This is a genomic window from Maribacter sp. PR1 (assembly GCF_028464145.1).
Lineage (GTDB): Bacteria > Bacteroidota > Bacteroidia > Flavobacteriales > Flavobacteriaceae > Maribacter.
This window is the reverse complement of the sequence record NZ_JAQPCG010000010.1, coordinates 71,197-92,828: the sequence shown is the minus strand read 5'-3', so window position 1 is coordinate 92,828 and position 21,632 is coordinate 71,197. Positions and strand designations below refer to the sequence as shown.

Below are 21,632 nucleotides of genomic sequence, written 5' to 3'. Positions count from 1 at the left end.
CACTGTCTTTTAATCATTTAAAGAAATACGTCGGTGAAATTAAATACTTAAATAAAACACGCGTACATAAGTGCTATTGCCTCTCTTCCAACTTATCCAATTGATCCTTGGCGTTTTGGTTTTGAGGGTTTAGACTCAGTGATTTTTTATAATTTTCAATCGCCAAATCGGTCTGCCCCATTTTCATACACGCCTCCGCATAACTATCGTACACATTGAAGCTGTCTGGATATAGGATGGTATTGACCTTAAAAATATCTCGGGCCACTTCGTTCTTGTCTTTCTCCAAAAATCGATATCCTAACCGATTTAAATTATCCTCACTAACCGCAGGGTCATTTTTGTCCTTTTTCATCAAGGCTTGGTACGCCCCTAATGCCCTTTCAAAATCACCTTCCATAAGCATAAGTAATGGAAGTTTTGAATCTTCAGCGAGCTTGCCATAAACTGCCCGTGGCTCCATGGTACCCGAATCGATGATATGAATATCACTATTTTCCGTTTCGGGGTTTTCCTTGAATTGAAAAAGAACATCAAAATCGCGCACCACATAGGAACTGTCCGAAACCTTGATCAGTTCCGTTAGGTCTTCTTCGGCACCGTTTCTATACATCAGTTGGTCGTTTTCCTCCACCACTTCGATAAAATCATATCCCCGAACCAGATATTTACCTGTAATATCGGTCATCCCTTCTGGATCCGTCGGTAATTTTTGATACTTCGGGAAATAATCGTCCCATTCGTAGGTCAAGGCCACGGACCGAATAAGTTCTGAAATAAAATTGGGATGATTGGAATTGATCATAATCACCACGCCATAGCCTTTATCCTTATGGGCTATCAATTCACTGGAAAAACCTTCGTTCCAGCCACCATGTCCAAAATACACTTCGTCCTTCTTTGTATTAAGAAAAATGCCTAGCCCTACATTATCTTCCACGAAGGGCGTCAACATTTTTGTCGTCATCTCCTGGGACAATCCCAAGGTACTTTCTCCTTTCAACGTCTTTTGAATGTTTATGGCAAACTTGGCCAGATCTTCCGAAGTCGTCCATAGCCCTGCCGGCGCCATTTCGGGATAGGTATGTCGTTTTCCCTTCGTCATACTTCCATCCGGTAAATAGCCCGTTGCCGCCAAGTCTAACCGCGGTGGTGTCAAAGGCTGATCAAAACTACTGTGTTGCATATCCAAGGGCTGCAACACCTGCTCCTTTATAATTTCGGGAAAGGACTTGCCTTCCACATCGATCATTAATTGTTGTACCACATTGTACCCACCACCGGAGTATCTAAAACTTTCCTCCGGAACCTTGTCTACGATAACCGCGGGTGAATTCGCAGGCGGTTCACCGTTTAAAGCCTGTATCAAAGTAGGAACAGGGAGGTCGGGACTGTAGCCCAAAAACCCATGTACGGTAGTCCCAGCAGAATGGTTGAGCAGGTTTTTAAGGGTAACCTTCTTCTCCGTTGTAAATTCGCTCTCCGGCAATTGCCAAGACTGTAATTGGGTATTGATATCCGCATCCAAATCTATTTTTCCCTGCTCCACCAAACGTAAGGCCGCATAGGCCGAAACCGGTTTACTGATGGAGGCCGCTTGGAACAAGGTGTTTTCGGTCACGGGGGCCGGGCTTTCCTTATCCATAACACCATAGGTTTTCACCCATGCAATCTCGCCCTCGTGGATTACCGTAATACTTACCCCGGGCACCCCATAATGTTCCATACGTTCCTCAAGGGTAAAGGTATTATCGCCTTCTATATAAACGGGTAGCGTAAGATTGCTTTCTACAGCCGTGATTTTGTCATTGGCCGGCTCCGGCGTTTTGTCTTTCTCTGCGCAGGATAGCACTAGAGTCAAGGCTACTAAGGCGATGAATTTTGATTTCATTTTTTGATTGATTTTAGCCATATGCATCGCGATTGATGAATGGTTGTCCCGTTATATACTTTACCTTAAATGTACCGCTTTAGGCCGAAACTAAGCTATTTGTCTTCGTTAGATTGATTTTTCTTCTTTACGGTAGTCCCTAAGGCGACACCAATGGCCACCCCAACAGCGAGCCATAAGCCTATATTTCCAGTGGCCACGCCCACCGCTGTTCCAATGGCAATACCAATGGCGATCCCCTTGCCCATGTTTTTCTTGTTCATTTGTTTTCCCATGTCTCGTTTATTTATTTCAAGGGGCATAAACGATAGTGTAGCCCCAAGTTACAGGTCTTGGTCCGTAAAGGCATAAAGGCGTGAAGAAACTAATCATGGCCCTTACCATCCCTTGGAAATTTGTTTAGGTTGTAATCAATTTCTTTAATCGTTAGTTTAAGCCATGTCCATTTTCCATCGTCCAATTGCCAATCCGCCTGTAATTCAACCGGAATTTTAATCCCATTAATTTCTTCGGTTTTTAACGCGGATACCGTCCATAATGTTGGGGCTTCGTCTTTTTCGTCTTTGTATCTATTGGCCGTAAATTTTAAAAAATTCCCTGTGTCGTCGAAATGAAAAATCCCATGGCCTTTGGTACCATTGACCTCCATAGTAGCTTTTGCGGAATTCTCATCCACTGGCTCCCAGGTAATGTAGTTACTTAAGGAAGCCGTTGGAAACCAAACCATTTCTGCCAAAAATCGCTGTAAAGTGGCTTGGTTGACCTTTTCGCTTTTATTAGCATTGGCAACGGTAATCAGCGACAGCAGTTTAATGGTCATTGCTCCTTGGCCATTTACGAATTTATCCCGCCCAACGACGCTCAAGGCCGAGTTCATTTCCGTATTTATGTTCCAAACAAAAGCCGGCGGATGTACGGTAAAGTATTGTTCCGCGCTTCCATCATTCCAGGTCTTTTGGTCCCGTTTCAATTTTAGTTGTAATTCCTGTACTACATGTACGTTGGAAATTGGTTTCTTACCTACTACCCCACTATGTATCAGCCATTTTTGGACGATAGCCGGTAACCCATCGATAGACGCTTCAGTTACCACTTTCCCGCCAAGCCGTGAAGCTTCAAATAGGGCAATTTGCTCTTGGGTCACTTTCTTTTGAAAACCAATGGTTGCAAAAGCAATAACAACTGCTGCAAGAATGATCAGGTTTGCTATGGTTCCAAATTTAGCATCGGACCAATAGTTAAATATCAAAAATTGAGAAATAATAACCGCCAAAAACCCGCTAATCCACCAATAATATGATTGAAGAATCAATAGAAAAACGGTAATTCCAAAAAGGAAAGCGGTCAATAGCCAAATAGCTCCCGAAGTTTTAGAAATAGGTGAGCTGATTGCATTGAATTCCGAAAACCCAAACGCTTTAAGAAATCCAAATAAATGGATTATGCCATGTATTCCCATGAGTACTATCAGCGCTATTCGCATTGTTACTGTTTGATTCGGAATTGCGGTTTATGCAAAACCAAAAATTAAATTAAAGTTAGTGATTTTCGCCAATAGACCTGTTTAAGCAAAGGAGTATTAGCGAGGAAGCGTAAAAAGGTAATTCGGAATATTTGGTGTTTCAATCCATGAGGCTTCCCTTGATTTTGGATCAAGTTCCTGTATTAGGATTAATATATTCATAGCAAGGCTCCACTGCGTTTGTTCTACTTATTTTCAACGGGTTTGTTAGAATTGAATACCGTCACGGTAGAGCGGTATTGTATATAAAAAGAAGCGTATCAATAGGCGCCAACTTTTCGGTTTTGAACGTACCAGTTATTTTAAATGCACTTACTATACATTTTTAGTCAAAGATATGTTCTTCGTAATCTTGCCACCATTTTTGAATATCCACCTTGGGTTTTCGACAGATAAAGAGGGGTATGCCATTCTCTTCCCCAATAGCATATTTATGCGTTATCATTTTGACGAGCTCAACTTCTTCGAATACATATTCGACGGACGGCTTTTCGTTACCCAGACTTATCCAAACCTCAGCCTCTTTATTTCCATACCCCCAGGTCCAAAAACTACCATGTCGGCTTATCGGGTTTGGAAGATTGTATTTCTTGCCCAATATTTTAAGGGCCCCAGCCTCTCCATAGTTCTCGGCCCATAAAACACACTTGTTCTTTTCTTCGGTACTCAGGGATCGATAAACACTATCTACTAATTTCACTTGTTCTTCCCACCCGAACATATCGGCATAATCACCGGTTAGTTCTATTCTTCCATTTTCTTCTTTTAAATCGGCATATTCGACATAGGTCTCCATGGGAAGAATGGGTGTTAGTTTAGGAATAAAATAGATGGAAGGAGCCAAGGTAACTATAGCTATAACATAGATCCAAATTGGTTTTTTAATCAGTAAGGATTCAATCTTGACCGCCCCAGCTGCAAAAAGAACGGGATAGAGGGCAAATACATAATACGCCTTGGAATTAAGCAGCCACAGGGTACCAAAAATAACGACCGATGCTATTCCTACGGTCCTGTAATTTTTTAGGTTTTTATCTAGGAGTAAAGCGAATAGTCCAAAAAGGCTGATAATCAGTGTAAAGGGATACTCTAATTGCGATAGACCAAATTCCATGGGGTCTATATCGTCCAATTGACTGGCGTTAAGCGCCTGTAAATGCTGCAGAATGGGGAAATTATTTTGCGCCTGCCAAATTATATTAGGTAAGAATATCAGTATTGAAATCGATACCGAAATGTAAAGCCACTTATTTTTAAATAGGTTTCCTTTTTGATGGAAAAACAGACCCATACATAATCCAAAGGCCCAAACCAATATGATGTACTTGTTCATTAATCCTAAACCCAAAGTAATGCCCAAAAGAATCAGGAACTTTTTGTTCTGCGTGTTTGTAAACTTAATAACAAGGTAAAACCCAAATGTCCAGAATAATTGGTCGAACGCAACGGGCTGGAACAAGGTATGATTGCGGTAAAAAGGTAGAAAAGCCAAAATGCATATTCCTGCCAAGAAAACAGCCTTTGATTTACCACCAAGTTCCTTTGCCATTAAGCAACATAGGATTAAAATGCCAACACCGGCCAGTGTTGGAAAAAGCCGTACTCCTAAAAGGGAATAATCAAAAAGCCAATATGAAATTCTACCTATAAAACCTATAAACGGTGGAAACTCCATAAAGCCCCAATCCAAATGTTCACTGACCGAAAGGTGAAGTAATTCATCCCGATGAAAGCCATAATTCCTGTTGCCAAACCCTTGAATGCTTAGTTTGATAATCGCTAAAATTAGAATAATCGGGAAATACTTTTTCATGGATGGATGATGTCAAACGCAAAGTAACTGTTTATAAGCTATTATGGGGCGTTTTTCTTACATACGATCATCCAATGTTTTTCATTTGGACTTTCTAGAGGTTCATTAATCTCTTTCGCCTCCATCATGTTATACTTGCCAAACTCTTCGTTAACGGACGCTTCATCATAAAAATAAAGGTTTAGGCCGTTGGGTGAGTGAAAGGTGTTTTTTTCGAGCTCTTGGCCTACCCCAAAGCGTTTATCCTTTATGGACAAGGCCACAAAAACCATGATGCCATTAGGCTTTAAATGTTCATAACAATCAGCAATTAGTTTTTTTCTGCCGGCTGTACTTAACAGATGAATAAGGGAGTAACAGTAGATGGATGGATATTTTTTTTCATCAAAGGGCATATTCGCAACAGCACCCTGGTGTATGGTTACGTCACTTCCAAAGTACTTGCGAGCCCGTTCAATGGCGGTCTTGGAAATTTCAATACCGGTGACCTCAAATCCATTGTCGTAAAATACCTTTGCATTTCTCCCATAGCCGAAACCTGGAATTAATACGCTATTGATATGATGTTTTTGAAATAATTTAAGGACTGTGCCTGCATTGTCGGTAGGGTGCTCCCCCCACATTCTTGTATTACTTTTAAAGGCAGTTTCCCAAAATTCGGTCATAGTTCTTACGTCTCTTCCTTTTGAGATCAAATATCCAGCATTTTATGAACCAAATTATGGTTCCAAAAAAGCAATATTGCTCTTAATGTATTTGCCATTATTATAACCTAAGAATTAATCAAAAAATATATTATTTACTTAAAGCCTTTAAAATACGCTCTTCGTTTATAACAATATCCCTAAATAAAACATAAGGAAATTCCGCATAATTAGATTTTTTAAATGCTTCGTATATATTTGAGAGTGTTGAAGCTGATATCAGTGATAGGTTCATTTCAGTATCCATTTCGCAATCGGTTACAAAATCATCACTAAACTCAGGTGCAATAAGTAATATTTTAACAATTCTTAAATTGTTTTTGAGAGCCAGATTCTGATAAGACTTTAACTGTCTTGAAACCGTACTAAATTTATTATAACCCCTTTCCTTACTTGTCTTACATTCAACAATAATAATTTCATCGTTACCCAGATTCAAAAGGATATCCATCATATCCTTTCTAGTATTCAGATTGTTTTTAAAAGTATCGTCAACATTAAAACCCATACCCTTAAAAATAACTTTAGTTAAATCTTCAAATTTTTGACCCAACTCGCTTTCTCTAACTGTTATTCCATTCTCTTTTAGCTTATTGAGGTTTCTAAAGGCCACATGTTCGAAGTTTTCCAAATATAAATTCTCTACATCCTTATAATGATCAAGAATGTTCAGAATATCATCACCACGTTGTTTTATTCCATTTTCCTTGATAAATTTTGTTAAATCAGGTTTAACTATTAAATCAAGTATATCTCTAGGCTTAATATTATAGTCAAGTAAAAATTCTGCCTTTAGCACGAATTCATCTTGAAATTCAAATTGTGATTTTATTTCTTTATTCAGTTTTGGGAGGGAATTATTCAACTCCATTAAAAGTTTATCAAAACCATCAAGAGAAATACCAACGGTTTCATCGCGTTCAACATTTTCAAAGTGTTTAATAAGACTCTCAATTTTATCATCCAATGTACTTCCTTTCAGATTGGATATATTTAAACCTTTTTCACATAATTCATTTAGAGTTTTTTTCTTTTCCGTCAAAGTACTTTCCAGTCTATAGATATCATTTAATAGTAAATTCGTAAAAGAAATACCTTCTTTTATAATCTCTTCAATTTTCTGTGAGTATGACAATTTTCGGTCTATGTTGTGGTCTCTTGCTATATAATTTATTGTAGGTTCCCTTAATAATTTTAAGGTCCTTCTATAAAACTTCTCTGCTACCTCCTTTTTCCTTATTTTACGTAGCATTCTAACCATCTCATCTGCAACATATACTGTGTTATCTTTATTAGAATAGAATATTACACCTATGTTCTTAAGGCTTTTAATTACTTCTTGAATATCAGCCTTTTTAATTGGTACAATTGAATAGTTTATCAATTTTACTTCTTCTTGTGAAAGCCCAAGTTCTTTTGAAAGTGTTAGGATTATTGACAATTCATCAGAGGTAATTTTTGCATCCCGATTATTCTCAATATCATTTTGATAAGCAGTATACAAACAAGATTTATAAATTTTATAGTCTCGTTTTCTAGAGTCAGTTAAATCTGATTTATCATTTTCAAAATCTGCATTGAGGTTTTTTATTCTAGCTTTTAAATTTTTTATTTCTGTATCGTACAATCTTGAGAACCAATCCTGTTTCATGATACAATTTCCGTCACGTATTACAATATCAATTAGAATATCAAGTTGTGAAGAAATTTCCTGAAATTCACAAGCGATATGTTTTTGAAACTCATCGGATGTTAATGCAAAGATTCGAGAAATATTTTGACTATCAACCGATTTCAATCCCTTATCTGAGGAACTTAAAATTTTATTTATCTCTTTGAGGTTTTTAGGGTCTTTAGAAATTATCCCGTCGATTATTTTAATAAATGAATTTTTTTCAATCGATCCAAGTTTATCTAAAATTCTTTCTAATTTCATTAAGTCAATTATTATTTATTTGATTTTTAACCACTTGTAATAACGTATGGGATTCTTACTTTATAAATCTCAAATAAGCCTAAACAATTTATAGTTTTAAGTCAGGGGATTCTCAAATATAAGATTTTTCCTATGGGAATAAAATACGGTTTACCGTAAGCGTTATTATTTGGAGGGTACCAGTGCAGCGTTCCCTGTTTGGAGATGAAGGCACCTTATGGGAACTTTAGATAAAGTCACTTCGACTACGCTCAGTGAACCTAATTCTAATTTTAGTCTTTGTAGATTACGCCATACTTTTTATTGGTGGTTATCCAATCCTCGGCGGTAAAGCCAAGATCTTGGTTGATCTCGGTAGTTCCAATTTTTCGAAAATAATCTTCCATCCCAGCGGGAGAATAGCCAAAAAATAGGACCACATCGGCATCACTTGTATTCAGGAATCCGTGCCAAGTTCCTTTGGGTACATAAATCAGGTCTCCCATTTCGCCCAATTGGGTGTGGTCCCCCAACCTAATTTCAACTTGGCCTTGCTGTACCATTAAAAACTCATCCTCGTTCGCATGTTTGTGTACCGGAATTCCGTCCCCAGGAGTAATTAATTCGGAAAGTAAGGACATCTCCGGGGTATATTCTTCCGTCTTCGCTACCTTAATAATGACTTTGGCCTTTCGCGTATTTCCAATGTAACGCACTTCGCCCTCGTCCGCTTTTATAATCAATCCCGTGGCCTTATTTGGGCCCATAGTGCGGGCCAAGCTTTCATGCATTCCTGTGAGACATAGCATAGAAAAAAGGCCCAGTTTCTTAAGTATGTCCCTGCGGTTTTCAGTGCTTTCCATATCGTTTTATAACGGTTGGCAATTCTAAATCAACTTAACTTACTAGGTAAAAGGTACTATTTTTTCAGATTCCAATCCTTATTCCGATAGTTTGGAACCTGTGGTCTCCTGCCCTCCTTGTTTCAAGGTCAAACTCTCTATTTCTCCATTCTCACCGGAGTTAAAGGTCAATTGAGCCTCCACCACTTTGAGATAGAACACATTGTTCGATTTTGGGAAAATATCAAACATGGGTTGCCCGGTAGCCTGAGCTTTCATTTGATTTCCCTCTTTTGAAATCGTAATAATGAACTGTGGGGACAGGGCATATTTACCAATATAAGTTTCTAAAATTTCATCGGGCACCTCAATCTCCTTGACCAAGTCGGTCGTATCCACGCCCAGTTCTTTCAACATATCAATTCCATTTTGATTTGCAGGATTCATCTCCACGGATTTTTTATAATTTTTTATGGCCTCTTCCTTATTTCCCAACTTCATCAAGGCCTCGGCGTAACTATCATATACATTGGCCGAATTGGGATAGGTATTCTTATTTAACTCAAAAATCTTGGCCGCTTCCTGGATTTTATCCATCTCCAAGAGTTGATACCCTACTTGGTTCATCTCGTTCTCCCGTAGGTCAAAACTATCGGAATCCTTGTTTTTGTTGAAATGGTCCAAGCCTGCCTCGATACCCTCGGATTTTATGATGCTTAAAACATCATAGGCCAAAGATTTCTTGGGCAAATCATAGCTTTTCCCATAAACTATACCCCAGATGGCCCTGGTCATATCATTTAAAGGTGCGCCACCGGTATTATTCAAAAGTACCACCAAGGATTTATCTGCAGTTGACCTCGCAATGTTCGTATTAAAACCATTGATACCACCTCCATGTGAAATAATGGCTATACTATCCTTGGTATTCCCGAGGGGCGATTTTCCAACACTCCAGCCGTATGCGTAATGATAATTTCCACCTACAGGGATGTGTGGTTTAAAGTAAAGTTCCATGTACTCCTTAGATAGCAAGGTATTTGTATATAAGGCCTGATCCCAGGTGTAAAGATCTTCCACAGTAGCGTATAACGAACCTGCGGCGTAAGGGATGGACATGTCCAAATAATTGGAATTGATGAAAGCGTTTCCGTTTTTTTCATAGCCCGTGGCCCTATTTTTTAGAATATCCTCATGATGATCAAAACCGGTGTCATTCATTCCCAAAGGTGTTAATATGTTATCATGTAACATTTCTTCATAGGACTTACCCGAAAGTTTTTCAATAAGAACCCCCAAAAGAAAATAGCCTGAATTGCTGTAGCTATATTGTGACCCCGGTGCAAAATCCAATTCCTTATCCTGAAACTTTTTTACGAATTCCTCCGGAGTGTAGGGGTTCCTACTTTCCTCCTCAAAAAAACCTGGAAACGAGGTATAGTTTGGAATACCGGAACTATGCGTCAATAAATGATGGGTGGTTATTTTAGCTCCCTTCTCCTTAGGGTAATCTGGCAGATACGTGGATATAGGGGCCTGTAAATCCAATTTACCCTCGGCGGCAAGCTGTAATATGAGCATTGCCGTAAATTGTTTTGTAATAGAACCTAAACGATGTTTGGTATTTGGTGCATTGGGAATGTCCCACTCCATATTGGCCCATCCATAGCCTTTTTTCAATAATACCTCCCCTTCATGGGCGACCAGTACCGAACCATTGAACTTACCATATTCCAAATATTGGTTGATCAGGTCATCCAACTTTTCAACTTTGGATTGACCATAAGAAGTTTGAAACGAAATGAACATCATTATCATTCCGACGATTGTTGTAAGTGCAATTCTTGGTGTTCTATTCCTGTTTTTCATCATATTTGATTTTAGTATTCATAGATTAAAGACCTGAACTAGTGGACAACCCTACTTTCATACGAAACAAAAGAAACATTATCCTAAGTGCCTATTTTTAAGCTAGTAACAAAAATGGGGGAGTCCTTAAATATAGGCTTTTTCCTAAGTCAATATTACATTTCTAACTAAAAAGAAATTACTGTAGTACTTGGTGCAGTCCGTGCGAATTGCTCAAGGAGACCTCTTTCATCAATCCAGTACCTTCAAAATGAACGACCACTCCCACAAGCTTATTAGCGGCTATGGGCACTTTAGCGGTATAGGCGGTTTGGCCGTTGACCAAAATTTCCAGTATACCATCTTTGGAATTGCATTGCAAGGTCGCCGCTTCGGTAAAATCCACGCCCAAACTGGAAAGGTCGGTTGTTTTACCGCTGATATAGTCCCCAAAGAGCATCAAATCCAACTGGGCCGCACAACCCTTTTTGGCGAGGGGAATGCCTATGGCGCCACCATCGTACAGTACAAACATCCTGACCCATTGGCAGCCCGTACGGCCTTGGGGAAAAGTGTTCTGCAGCTGAAGCGAAAGTTGAAAATCGTCCGTGTAGAGCTCGCCATAATCGGCCACATGGTACAGGCTGGTGACCACTTCGGTGGTACGTGGGTCCAATCCGTATTTGGCGACTGTTTCCGGGGTAATGGCAAGATAATCGTCTTTTTGAATCTCCCTAGTTTCCAAATAAATGGGCATGGAATCATTTTCCACCATACCCGACCACCCTTGGGTGGGAATAAAGACATCAGCCTCCCGTACCACGGTGTCGCCCACTACCAACTTGGATTTAAAAAATCCTGGGCGGTAATAGATACTGGTGGCAATGCTATCGGTCGCGGAAACGGTCATGCGTTTGTTGTTGTCCCAGCTCTGTTGTATCTCAATGGTAGCTCCATCGGGGGCTGCAGTGGCATCATAGGCGAACACCACGGAGTTGGGCAGGCCCTCGCTCACCGTGCGCCGGCTAAATTGGAAGTCGGTCTTCTCCAACCGTTTCTTTGGCATGGAGGGCTGTTCCGTATCGGATGCATAAAAGGCCAGCAAAAGGGCAATCAACAACACAAACCCAAGCGCCAAGGGAATTTTCCAAGGAAAGGGTGTTTTGGGTTCAATCTGTGGTGCCTCCGTTGACTCCAGGGATTCCTGTGCCTGCACGAACATCCGCCAGTTGTCATAACCCACAAACTCCGAAAGGATGTTCAAGGTACTGGAACTGGGATTCGCCACCCGCTCCGCACGACCCCAAATACGCTTTAAGGTAGTAACGCTTAGCCGTTTTTTGGTTTCGGCGAAGATGCGCTCGCTGAGTTCTTCAAAATCGCCATTGTTCCAATTTTTTCCATCGCCCCACCCCAGTTGGCCCTCGATAGCCGCTACCAAATAATCCACCATATAGAATTTCGATTTGTCCATAAAACTACATCGTGCCTTGCAAACGGGGATTTTTGAATAGGATTAAACAGGATTGAACAGCTTGAACAGGCAAAAAAATAAAACGCCCACTACTTTTAGTCCAATCAAAAATAACTTTTAATGATAAATACCACAAGCATGAACATCACATCAAAAACGAACATGGCCCTCGCAGCGGCATTATGCCTTACCCTTTTTTCCTATGGACAGCGCAAAAGCAAATCCCAAACCAAGACTATTGATTTTCCCATGACGGAAACCCACTGGGCCAAACTCACGGACAACACCGAATTTGTTTCTTATAAAGGCACCCAAGCCGTACGAAGCACTGACGACAGACCCTTTACCATATGGTTACAGGATTTTGAATTTTCGGACGGTACCATAGAGTACGATATGGAACTGAAGGGACAGGGTTTTCCCAGTATCTATTACCGCATCAGCCCCGACACCCTGAATTTTGAGACTTTTTACGTCCGTTATTTTGGTACCCCCGACCCCAAGTTGCGCTTTGCTACACAGTATACGGCGGTGGTGGACAAAGTTAACCTTTGGGACATGACAGACGATTACCAGGCGGCGGTAAACCTTAACGAAACGGGTTGGAACCACATTAAAATGGTAATCCATGGCAAGCAAATGCGGGTGTATGTAAACGATATGAAAAAGCCTGCCCTTTGGGTGCCTGCTATGGAAGGTATTACCGAAAATGGTGCAATAGGTCTGGAAGGCGATGTTATCTACGCCAATGTAAAAATCACCCCTAATGCTACCGAAGATTTGCCCGCAATTGCCGGGTATGACCCAACCTATAACGACCCCCGATACCTCCGCGAGTGGCAGGTGACCGAGCCTGTGGACTACCCTTTTGGCAAAGATCTTTTGGAAGGGATTCCAGTGAATCCCGGGGTACAAATCGATTCCATTTATTTGGATGAAAATGCCACTTGGAAAACCGTATGGGCAGGCAGAAGGGCCATGGTAAACTTGACCCAGGTGTTTGGTGGTCCGAAGAATGGCAACCGACGTTTGGTATGGCTCAAAACCGCCATCAAAGCTGAAAAGGATATCGAAAAATTGTTGCGTTTGGGCTTTAGCGATGAAGTATGGGTGTTCATTAACGGTAAACCGTTGTATCAGGACCGAAACTTTTATGGTTCTCCCGGAATGAAATTTCCCAAGGGACGTACCAGTATTGAAAACTCCGCCTTCACCCTACCCTTGCAGGAGGGGGACAACGAACTTTTAATCGGCCTATCCAATTATTTCTACGGTTGGGGCATCATCGCCCGAATGGAAGATACGGATGGGGTATGGTTTAAGTAGTCAAATAACTGGGCAAAAATTAATTTTGTCACTTCGAGTGAAATGCCAAACGGCATTTTGTATCGAGAAGCAGTTGATACTTCTAATCAATTTGTTTTCGACCGGCTCAAACTGAGCGTGATTATAATAACTGGAAATTTATCCAAAGGCCTATGTGATAAGCTTAAAGTTATCGTCAAAATACACCTTTTGTAATTCGAGCGAAATATATGCAGCAGATTTTTTGGTTTATGTCCCGAAAAAATAACAATAAAAAAGCCCAGTCATGACTGGGCTTTGTATCCTTAGATAGGAAATAATAGCTAATACAAATTTGATTTATTTATTCTTTGGTAACACGGTAAATAACATTTCCTCCACCCCCAGTAACATATATATCTCCAGATGGGCTAACGGTAACGCTATCAAAGAAAAAAGTAGGAGGTGTGCCCTCCAGACCAGGACCACCAAACTCAAGTCCCTCGGCAATTACCGTCTTCTCGCCAGTTATTATATCAATGCGCGAAAGACGAGACGCGCCCGTTTCTGCGACAAGCAACCCTCCATCCAAATCAAGAGCCAGGCCTTCTGGATTGACTAAATCCATTGCAACGGCAACAGGTGTCATTGGGGTTTTGCCTTCAAAATCTATCTGCCATACAACACCTGTGCCCCAGTCAGCAACCCAAAGGGTTTCCCCATCGGTGGTCAAACCGCCAGGAGCAAAAACGGTTGCATTATCAATAGGAAGTATCATGGCATTATCACTTGCCCACACCACACCACCAAGGCCAACATCCGAAACGGCAATATCCTCTTGTACCCTTACCGCATCTACAGGGGCAACCATAGGATAATTTTCTACTATTTGTTCTGTTTGGGGATTATAAACCTGTACCCTTGCATCAAACCATGAAGTAACAATTAGGTTGGTGCCATCTGCAGAAAGATTCATAGACACTACCAAGGCTGGCTGAGGAGGATTTGGCGGTATCAAATAGCCTTTAAAATTATTTTCTTGGTCCCCATTGGTAGCGTTGAGCTGTCTAACATAATAATGATCCGCCACATATAATTTATCGACATTGTCGGCTCCGTCTAAAAAAGCTAAACCTTGCGGAGAAATGATTCCACCTGGGCTAATAGTACGTAGTTCTCCATTGGGAAGCAATTCGCCCACCCAGCCTTGGTCATTATTGGTCATGTATAGGCTTCCATCCGTATCATAGACCATATTGTCGAGACCAGGATCTAGAGTAGTGAACATTGTTGAGGCTCCGGTCATGGGATCTAACTTAAATACCTCTCCGGTTTGATCTAGTACAGTAAGCATCCCCTCTGGATCAAATTTTACAGCTGCAGGATTTACAAATCCTGTGGCAAGTACCTGAGCTGACCCATCGGAAAAAGGGTCCGATGTTGGATCACTTGTTCTATCCACATCTACGCTTATCACAAGCCCACCCGCAAACGAGGGACCGTACAAGCGCCCGTCAGGACCGAAGTCAAATGAATTAAAGAACCCCAGTGGAAATGGATTCGCCTCTGTGGCTACGATAATAGGTCGTGGAAGTTCCACAAGATTTGGGTCTAGTTCATATAAGCCATCCCCTAAAAAACATAATCCTACAAATAGACGCCCATCATCCGAGAACGCAATAGGATTAACCCCTGGGGCTACAAATTGTTTGGTAATCGTACCGTCTGGTTCCCTACGACCTACTTCACCTACCAGAATATCGGTCCAATAAAGCGATCCGTCGGGTCCAAAAACAAGGTCATCTGCCCCAATGACCTGCATTTCCGGTCCAAATCGCTCACTTATAGTTCCGTTTTCCTTATCCATCACAGCAATCTCCAAACCAAGAACACTACCTATATAAAGATTACCATCTGGCCCAATATCTACACCGTTGGCTCCTTTAAGTGCTGCACCCTTGGTTAGTTCGCTTACTGTATAGGTTATTGGAGGGTCTACGGTTTCCTCAGGAATTTCCTCAGGAATCTCAGTTTCTTCTTCAGGAACCTCTATCGTATCATCATCGCTACAGGAAAAAGTAAGGAATAGCATGGCCAAAATGAAGGTTTTTAAAATTAACTTTACTGGTTTTTCATTAATTGTTTTCATTGGTTCTTAGTTATTAGATTTATACTGATCAAAATTCATTTTAAGAAATACCTTAACGTTTCAACTGTGTTGGACTAAGGATGGGGAAAACCCGAGTGGTATAAAATTCAGCTATTCTGCTAAAAAATTGTTGGACTTAGATTGCATGAACTGGACTTAGGTTGCGCCCAATGGACTTAGAGTCCATAGTATGCAAAGAGTCAACGAATTGTATTGGCTTTGGCAGTCTTTCTTTTGTACTTAAGTTTTAATAAGAGTGCTGCCTATTATCGCACCTTTTTCTGTCAGGGCAATGAAACCCTTTTGAAGTTCTTAGGCTAAGAATTCCTTAGCTTCAATATCATCACTTATGATTAGTCAACTAATTACATATCATTTTATGCTAATTCATGAACTGCGGGGCTATATCTTCAGATCAGCCTCCCTATATCTGAAGGAACTCCCCAATAAAAAAACCAGCGCTCTAACGCTGGTTTTTAATCAAGCAAAAAAAATAATCAATAAGTAATAGTGCCTTCGGCATTATGTTTGGCGATCCCTCCACCGAACACACCATTGTCTAGATCCATTCTTCCCGTAGCACCCTCAAAACGACCTGTGCCGCCTACTATATCAAAACCACCAGTATAGGTTCCTGCAGAAAAGGTTTGATCCCCACCAGCTCCAGTTTCAGGTGAAAATGTAATTACCGTCACTGACTTGGTGTAGATTAAATCTCCGTTCGCAGCCACTACAGTATCGTCACTGGTCTGGATACCCCCCGTGAAATCCGCATTAAATTCAAAAGAGGTGGTAATGGTCTGACCGGTATATTTACCTACATGTGACATGTTGCCCGAGAAATCGGATCCAGAACCATCTGCTCTATCAACACCTACATAATTGTTTTTAATTGGTCTTGGTTTTTTAGCTTTGGCAGTAATAGCGGTTAAACCGGTTGTTTCATACTCACTTATGGATTCCGTTGAGCAGGAAACCGCCATTAAAATTGTTGTTAGCAGTGCCAATCTTAAGATGGACATCATACCCTTTTTACAGGTTGTTTTCATACGTTTAAATTTTAGTTGGGTTATACAATTAATTCAATTTGAACTTTTATCAAATGTTGTTCGAACTGATGAATTAAAGGTGCAGTATTTTCTTAAAAATCTCTTGGACAGAGCTTGCGTAAATAGGACTAAGAGTGTATAATTAGGCTAGAGGTTACATGATTACGCATTTCTAGTGTAGTAGTAATGGTCGTGGTTTCATCTTTTGGTTCCCTGTAATTTTCTTGCTGTGTGAAAATGGTTTTATTCAATAGAATTGATTCAGAATTTGATGCAGAAAACTTTAACTCCAAATCTATTATTTACCTGTCAAGATTTCATTAATCCTTTAATACAGAATTTTGATTTCGCCACTTTTGTGGTGTTAACCCAAATTCCTTTTTGAATACTCGACTAAAATAGGCTGGATCATTAAAACCACAATCAATTGCAATCGCTGCAATTTTAAATCTTGAGTCTATCATCAACTCTTTTGCCTTTATCAATCTAACATAACGAATAAAATGAGTAGCCGAAAGCCCCGTTAAGGCAGATAATTTGCGATGTACTTGTGAGTTGCTTAATGCCAATAACCTACAGAGTTTTTCAACATTAAAATCAGCTTCAGACAAGTGCATTTCAATTTCATTCTTAGCTTTTATCACGAAAGCATTTTCTAAATTAATATCATGGAGAATACTTGGCTTATGGTCATCACCTTGATCGGTAATTAATTTCAATTTGGGGCTTGCTGTATTTGAAATGGTCAAATCATTTTCTTGTTCAGATTTTATCCCTGCAGAAAGATGGTGCTCTAATGAAGATCGGTAGTACTTTTGTAATTGTAGCCTTAATGAAAGAAGATTAGCAATACGGGTCAACAACTCTTTCTTATGAAAGGGTTTTGTCAGATAATCATCAGCTCCTTTGTCCAATCCTTCCAACCTGCTATCCATATCCGCTTTCGCTGTTAGCATAATAATTGGAATATGGCTCGTTCGCTCATCGGCTTTTAATAACTTACAAACCTCAAAACCATCTTTAAAGGGCATCATCACATCAAGTAAGATAAGGTCTGGCGTCATTTCATAGGCCAACTCTTCACATTCTTGTCCGTTTTGGGCTATCGCAATGTTATAAACGTTTTTTAAGCAAGAAGCAATGTAAATGCGCACATCTTCATTATCATCCGCGATAAGAACAAGAGGTTTGTGTGGATTATTTTCATGCGATATTGATTCCTTTGCCGTCAACAAATGATTAGAGGCCTGATTATTTGAACTAATGAAATCTCCATTTAACCTTTCGTTGTTCAAAACAACTTGTTTTGTCGATTCTTTCAATTCTGAAACGTTGCTTATAGGCAAGCCTATTGTAAATTCACTCCCTTTTTTCAACTTACTTTTCACCGAAATGCTACCTCCCAAAAGCTTTACCAATTCTCGGGTCAGTGCTAGACCTATACCCGTACCTTCCCCTTTTCGGGTATGGGAACCATCTGCTTGATAGAAACGTTCAAAAATATGGGGAAGGTCGGCTTCTGAGATTCCAACTCCCGTGTTCTTGACGCTAAGAATAAATAAATTTTCTTCGACCTTATTTGATATGTAAATATGCCCTCCGTTTGGCGTAAATTTAATAGCGTTGGATATTAGATTGGAGACGATTTGCTGAAATCTAATTTCGTCATAGTCCATAACCAATTCATCAACTTCACTAAGGTTGTGAATCTTAATACCTTTATCTGCAGCAAGCGAGTGGAAACTTTCTGCAATATAGTTTAAGAAGGAAACAATATCTGCCTGTTGATAGTGCAAGTTTAATTTACCCCCTTCCAATTTGCTGAGGTCCAAAATTTGATTGATCAGCAAGAGCAAATTGCGCCCGTTGCGGATAATCATATCCAATCCTTGTTGAAGATGGGCTTTTGGATTATCCAATACCTGATGTGCCATACCCAATATTACCGTTAACGGGGTACGAAATTCGTGTGTGATGTTGGTATACAGACGGGTTTTAACTGCATCTAATTCTTTTAGGCGTAAAGCTTCCGCTTTTTGTAATTTTCGATTTAGCTTAAAACGATAAAATGCAAAAAGGAGTGAGCTGATTAAAAGGACATAACTTAAATAGGCCCACCACTTGCCCCACCAAGGGGCCGCTATGGTAATTGCCATACTTGCCCCTTCTTCATTCCAGATACCATCAGCATTTGATCCTTTAACCCTTAACAAGTAAGTACCTGGCGAGAGGTTTGTGTACTTTACTTTACGCTCCTTTGAGGCAGGCGTCCATTCTTTATCATAATTTTCTAATTTCCATGAATATAGATTGTCCTCTGAACGAAGATAGTGCAGTGCTACAAACTCAAAACCAAGATCTTTTTGATTATAATTAAGCCTAATTTCATCGGTAAAAGCTACCGAATTTTTAAAAATTTTACCATCTGGCGCATTATAGCTACTATCGTTAATTGTCATTGCCGTGATTACAACAGATGGAGGAATGCTATCTTTTTTTACCAATTCTTTTGGGCTAATTCTGTTGAGACCATTACCCTCTCGACTACCTAGCCAGATATTACCGTCATGGGTTTTTAAACCTGTCATATATGTTTCAGGATATTTCTGAAAGCCGTCTTGGCTGGTATAGTTTTTAAAGGATTTTTTCTTTGTGTCAAAAACTGAAAGTCCTCTTGCTGTTGGTAGCCATAACTGACCAAAATCATCACGTGTCAGTTCACTGCCGACCAGAATATCATTATGTAAAAGTCCTTTTGATTCTCCAAAAAACTCAACATCATTTATTTCCGGCCCCACTAATGCTAAACCTCCCCCACTGTAGGTAGTAATCCATAATTTTCCATTAGTTGCCTTGGCATAAGAATTAGTAGATGGAATGTTGAAATTGGTATTACGATAAAATATATCTTTTTGATGATCGTAGCGGTTTAATCCACCATCCGTACCTACCCACATGCGACCTAAATCATCTTCTGTTATAAATCGAATCTCATTACTGCTTATTGAGAGTGAATCTTCACGATCAGATGCATAGTGTTTAAAGTTTTTTTCCTTTTTTTGATATTTAAAAAGTCCAAAAGAATTATCCTCAAAATCACCAAGCCAAACAACACCTCTCGCATCAAGAAATAAAATAGGAATCCAATCGCTAAACAAACCATGTTCTTCTTTGTGGGCAAACTCATATTTTTCTCTTATCTCACCCGTACTCTTATCCAAAAGGTAAACCCCGCGATTATCAACGGATACCCATAGATAGCCATCTACATCTTCCTGTATAGCATTAATTTCAATTCTTTCGTTTTTAGGGTCAATACCCGTAATAAAATCTACTTTCTCAAATTTTTGTTGTGTTTCTTGATATCGATAAAGGCCTTGCCCAAAAGTGCCTGCCCATAGGTTTCCTTGTGAATCTTCATAAAATTTATTAAGACTTAAGGGTGCAGCATCATTACTTATGCCAATCTGTTGAAAACTACCATTTGGTTTTTTCCTGGCGATACCAGATCGCGTTCCTATCCATAACCTTTTCTTACTATCTTCAAATAATCTTATGATGGTATTAGAGGGAATACTTGATGGGTTTTTAGGCTCATTTTTCAATAGCGCTAGTTGTCTGGTCTTGGGGGATTCTTTGTAAAATCCTGGACGATAAAATAGCCAAGAAAGCCCCGAGTTATCTCTAAAAGACCCTAGTTCTAAGGTAGGTGTATTTGGATTATTTTGGTCATTGAATTTTGAATCATAATATGTAAAAGATTTTGTACTGAACTCATAATCCATAAAGTGAATAGGGTCTGGATTAACACTAAAAAAATTTGATACTAAGGCAAACACTATCCCCTCTTTATTTTGTTCGCCAGGAACGATGAAGTCTATGTTTTTATAGCCCTTTTGAAAATTTAGGGGGCCTTGACCAAATACAAAATGGTTGTAACTGTTGTTTTTGGAATCTATGACGGTTATTTCATTATTCACATGTATTACCCAATAACTACCATTTAAATCAGCAAAAGCAAACTGTACATCAGCATTGGGTAAAAAATTATTGCTTTCTTCATTATTCGTATACTGCTGTATGCTTTGTCGTGTAACCGGATCAAAAACATACAGACCGTGTTTCCCTATCAATAAAATATCATCACTATTCAATGTATTTAGTGCCATAAGTGTATCATTGATTTCCGTGCCCGGTATTTTATCGCCATGTGCGACAACCAATTCAAAATTATCGCTTTTTGGCGTCCATACTTTAAGGTTACCGGAACGTTCTATATACCATATATTTCCGTCTTTTCTGGACTGCAAAAGATTCTGAAAGCCGAGGATGGTATTTCCAAATGTTTTTTCATACGGATAAACCTTTGAAATTTCTGTCTTTGAATTGACCCGTCCAAGTACTAAGGAGTCTTTTAAGTGGTTTATGAACCAAATATTATTTTGGGCATCCTCAAACAATACTTCCACATATACGGTATGAATCTCAGGCGAGTCTTTAAACTGTGGCTTAAAACTGTGACCTCTTTCAGTACTAGGGTCAAAATAAAAAATCTCGCCATTGTTAAAATGCCCCATCCAAAATTTACCCTCTTTTGTTTTTATAATACCTTTATTAAGGTTCCCCAATTGAATAGTACTAGAATCAATCTCGCTTTTAACATCTTTATAGACCTTAAAATCATAGCCATTGTATTTAACCAAGCCATTTTGGGTCGTAAGCCAAATGAAGCCTTGGTCATCTTGTAACATGCCTCCTACATATTCTTCTGGTAGACCTTCGGCTACCCCATATTTTTCATAGACTCTTTTTTTTTCTTGCGCAACCACAGATTGAAAGAGCACTGCAATTAGTAGCAAATGAAGTATTGAAAAGTCCTTTTTGGTCATTCTCACCCTGTTATATTAAATCTATAATTAGGTATTAGAGGTGCTGTCTTATGGCACGATGAAACCTTTACCTGGTCAATTGCTAGCACATATTCACTTGTACACTGATAGTTTTTTTACATGAAGTTGGAAACAAACCCAAAAACATAACTAGTGCAAAGCAATACAATTTGGTTTTGAAATACATTAGCCTAAAAAGTTGACGGGTTTACCACGTGCGGCAAAGAATACAAACTAGGCAATAACGCAAAA

At 39.6% G+C, this 21,632-nt stretch carries 13 protein-coding genes; 1 reads left to right on the top strand and 12 read right to left on the bottom strand.

What is annotated here, in order from left to right; genetic code table 11:
• Nucleotides 1-73: 73 nt before the first annotated feature.
• The 9 genes from PP182_RS18710 to PP182_RS18670 all read right to left on the bottom strand — a co-directional run bounded on the left by PP182_RS18710 (nt 74) and on the right by PP182_RS18670 (nt 12,009).
• Nucleotides 74-1,891, bottom strand: a complete 1,818-nt coding sequence (locus PP182_RS18710) for a beta-lactamase family protein (protein WP_272652796.1) — start codon at nt 1,889-1,891, stop codon at nt 74-76.
• Nucleotides 1,892-1,986: 95 nt separating this feature from the next.
• A complete protein-coding gene (locus PP182_RS18705) occupies nt 1,987-2,166 on the bottom strand; it encodes a hypothetical protein (protein ID WP_272652795.1) in 180 nt (59 codons plus the stop codon).
• An 89-nt stretch (nt 2,167-2,255) separates the two neighbouring features.
• The gene (locus PP182_RS18700) at nt 2,256-3,374 is read right to left on the bottom strand and encodes a DUF6920 family protein (RefSeq protein WP_272652794.1); all 1,119 of its coding nucleotides are present in this window, start codon (nt 3,372-3,374) and stop codon (nt 2,256-2,258) included.
• 364 nt (nt 3,375-3,738) lie between these two features.
• On the bottom strand, nt 3,739-5,226 hold the full coding sequence (locus PP182_RS18695) for an ArnT family glycosyltransferase (RefSeq protein WP_272652793.1): 1,488 nt from the start codon (nt 5,224-5,226) through the stop codon (nt 3,739-3,741).
• Between the two features lie 41 nt (nt 5,227-5,267).
• Nucleotides 5,268-5,891: a class I SAM-dependent methyltransferase gene (locus PP182_RS18690; RefSeq protein ID WP_272652792.1), complete on the bottom strand. Its 624-nt coding sequence runs from the start codon at nt 5,889-5,891 to the stop codon at nt 5,268-5,270.
• 130 nt (nt 5,892-6,021) lie between these two features.
• On the bottom strand, nt 6,022-7,866 hold the full coding sequence (locus PP182_RS18685; protein ID WP_272652791.1) for a hypothetical protein: 1,845 nt from the start codon (nt 7,864-7,866) through the stop codon (nt 6,022-6,024).
• Between the two features lie 272 nt (nt 7,867-8,138).
• Complete coding sequence (locus tag PP182_RS18680; RefSeq protein ID WP_272652790.1) at nt 8,139-8,708, bottom strand: cupin domain-containing protein; 570 nt, start codon at nt 8,706-8,708, stop codon at nt 8,139-8,141.
• Between the two features lie 78 nt (nt 8,709-8,786).
• A complete protein-coding gene (locus tag PP182_RS18675; RefSeq protein ID WP_272652789.1) occupies nt 8,787-10,556 on the bottom strand; it encodes a serine hydrolase in 1,770 nt (589 codons plus the stop codon).
• Between the two features lie 178 nt (nt 10,557-10,734).
• Nucleotides 10,735-12,009, bottom strand: a complete 1,275-nt coding sequence (locus PP182_RS18670) for a hypothetical protein (RefSeq protein WP_272652788.1) — start codon at nt 12,007-12,009, stop codon at nt 10,735-10,737.
• 120 nt (nt 12,010-12,129) lie between these two features.
• Between PP182_RS18670 and PP182_RS18665 the strand changes: the two genes are divergently transcribed.
• Nucleotides 12,130-13,335 (top strand): hypothetical protein, encoded by a 1,206-nt coding sequence (locus PP182_RS18665; protein WP_272652787.1) that lies wholly within the window; start codon nt 12,130-12,132, stop codon nt 13,333-13,335.
• 322 nt (nt 13,336-13,657) lie between these two features.
• Here PP182_RS18665 and PP182_RS18660 read toward each other — a convergent pair whose 3' ends face one another.
• The 3 genes from PP182_RS18660 to PP182_RS18650 all read right to left on the bottom strand — a co-directional run bounded on the left by PP182_RS18660 (nt 13,658) and on the right by PP182_RS18650 (nt 21,380).
• A complete protein-coding gene (locus tag PP182_RS18660) occupies nt 13,658-15,442 on the bottom strand; it encodes a hypothetical protein (RefSeq protein WP_272652786.1) in 1,785 nt (594 codons plus the stop codon).
• Nucleotides 15,443-15,939: 497 nt separating this feature from the next.
• Nucleotides 15,940-16,491, bottom strand: coding sequence for a hypothetical protein (locus PP182_RS18655; RefSeq protein ID WP_272652785.1), 552 nt, complete (start codon nt 16,489-16,491; stop codon nt 15,940-15,942).
• Between the two features lie 320 nt (nt 16,492-16,811).
• Nucleotides 16,812-21,380 carry an ATP-binding protein gene (locus PP182_RS18650; RefSeq protein ID WP_272652784.1) on the bottom strand — a complete coding sequence of 1,523 codons (4,569 nt, stop codon included), beginning with the start codon at nt 21,378-21,380 and terminating at the stop codon, nt 16,812-16,814.
• Nucleotides 21,381-21,632: the final 252 nt, after the last annotated feature.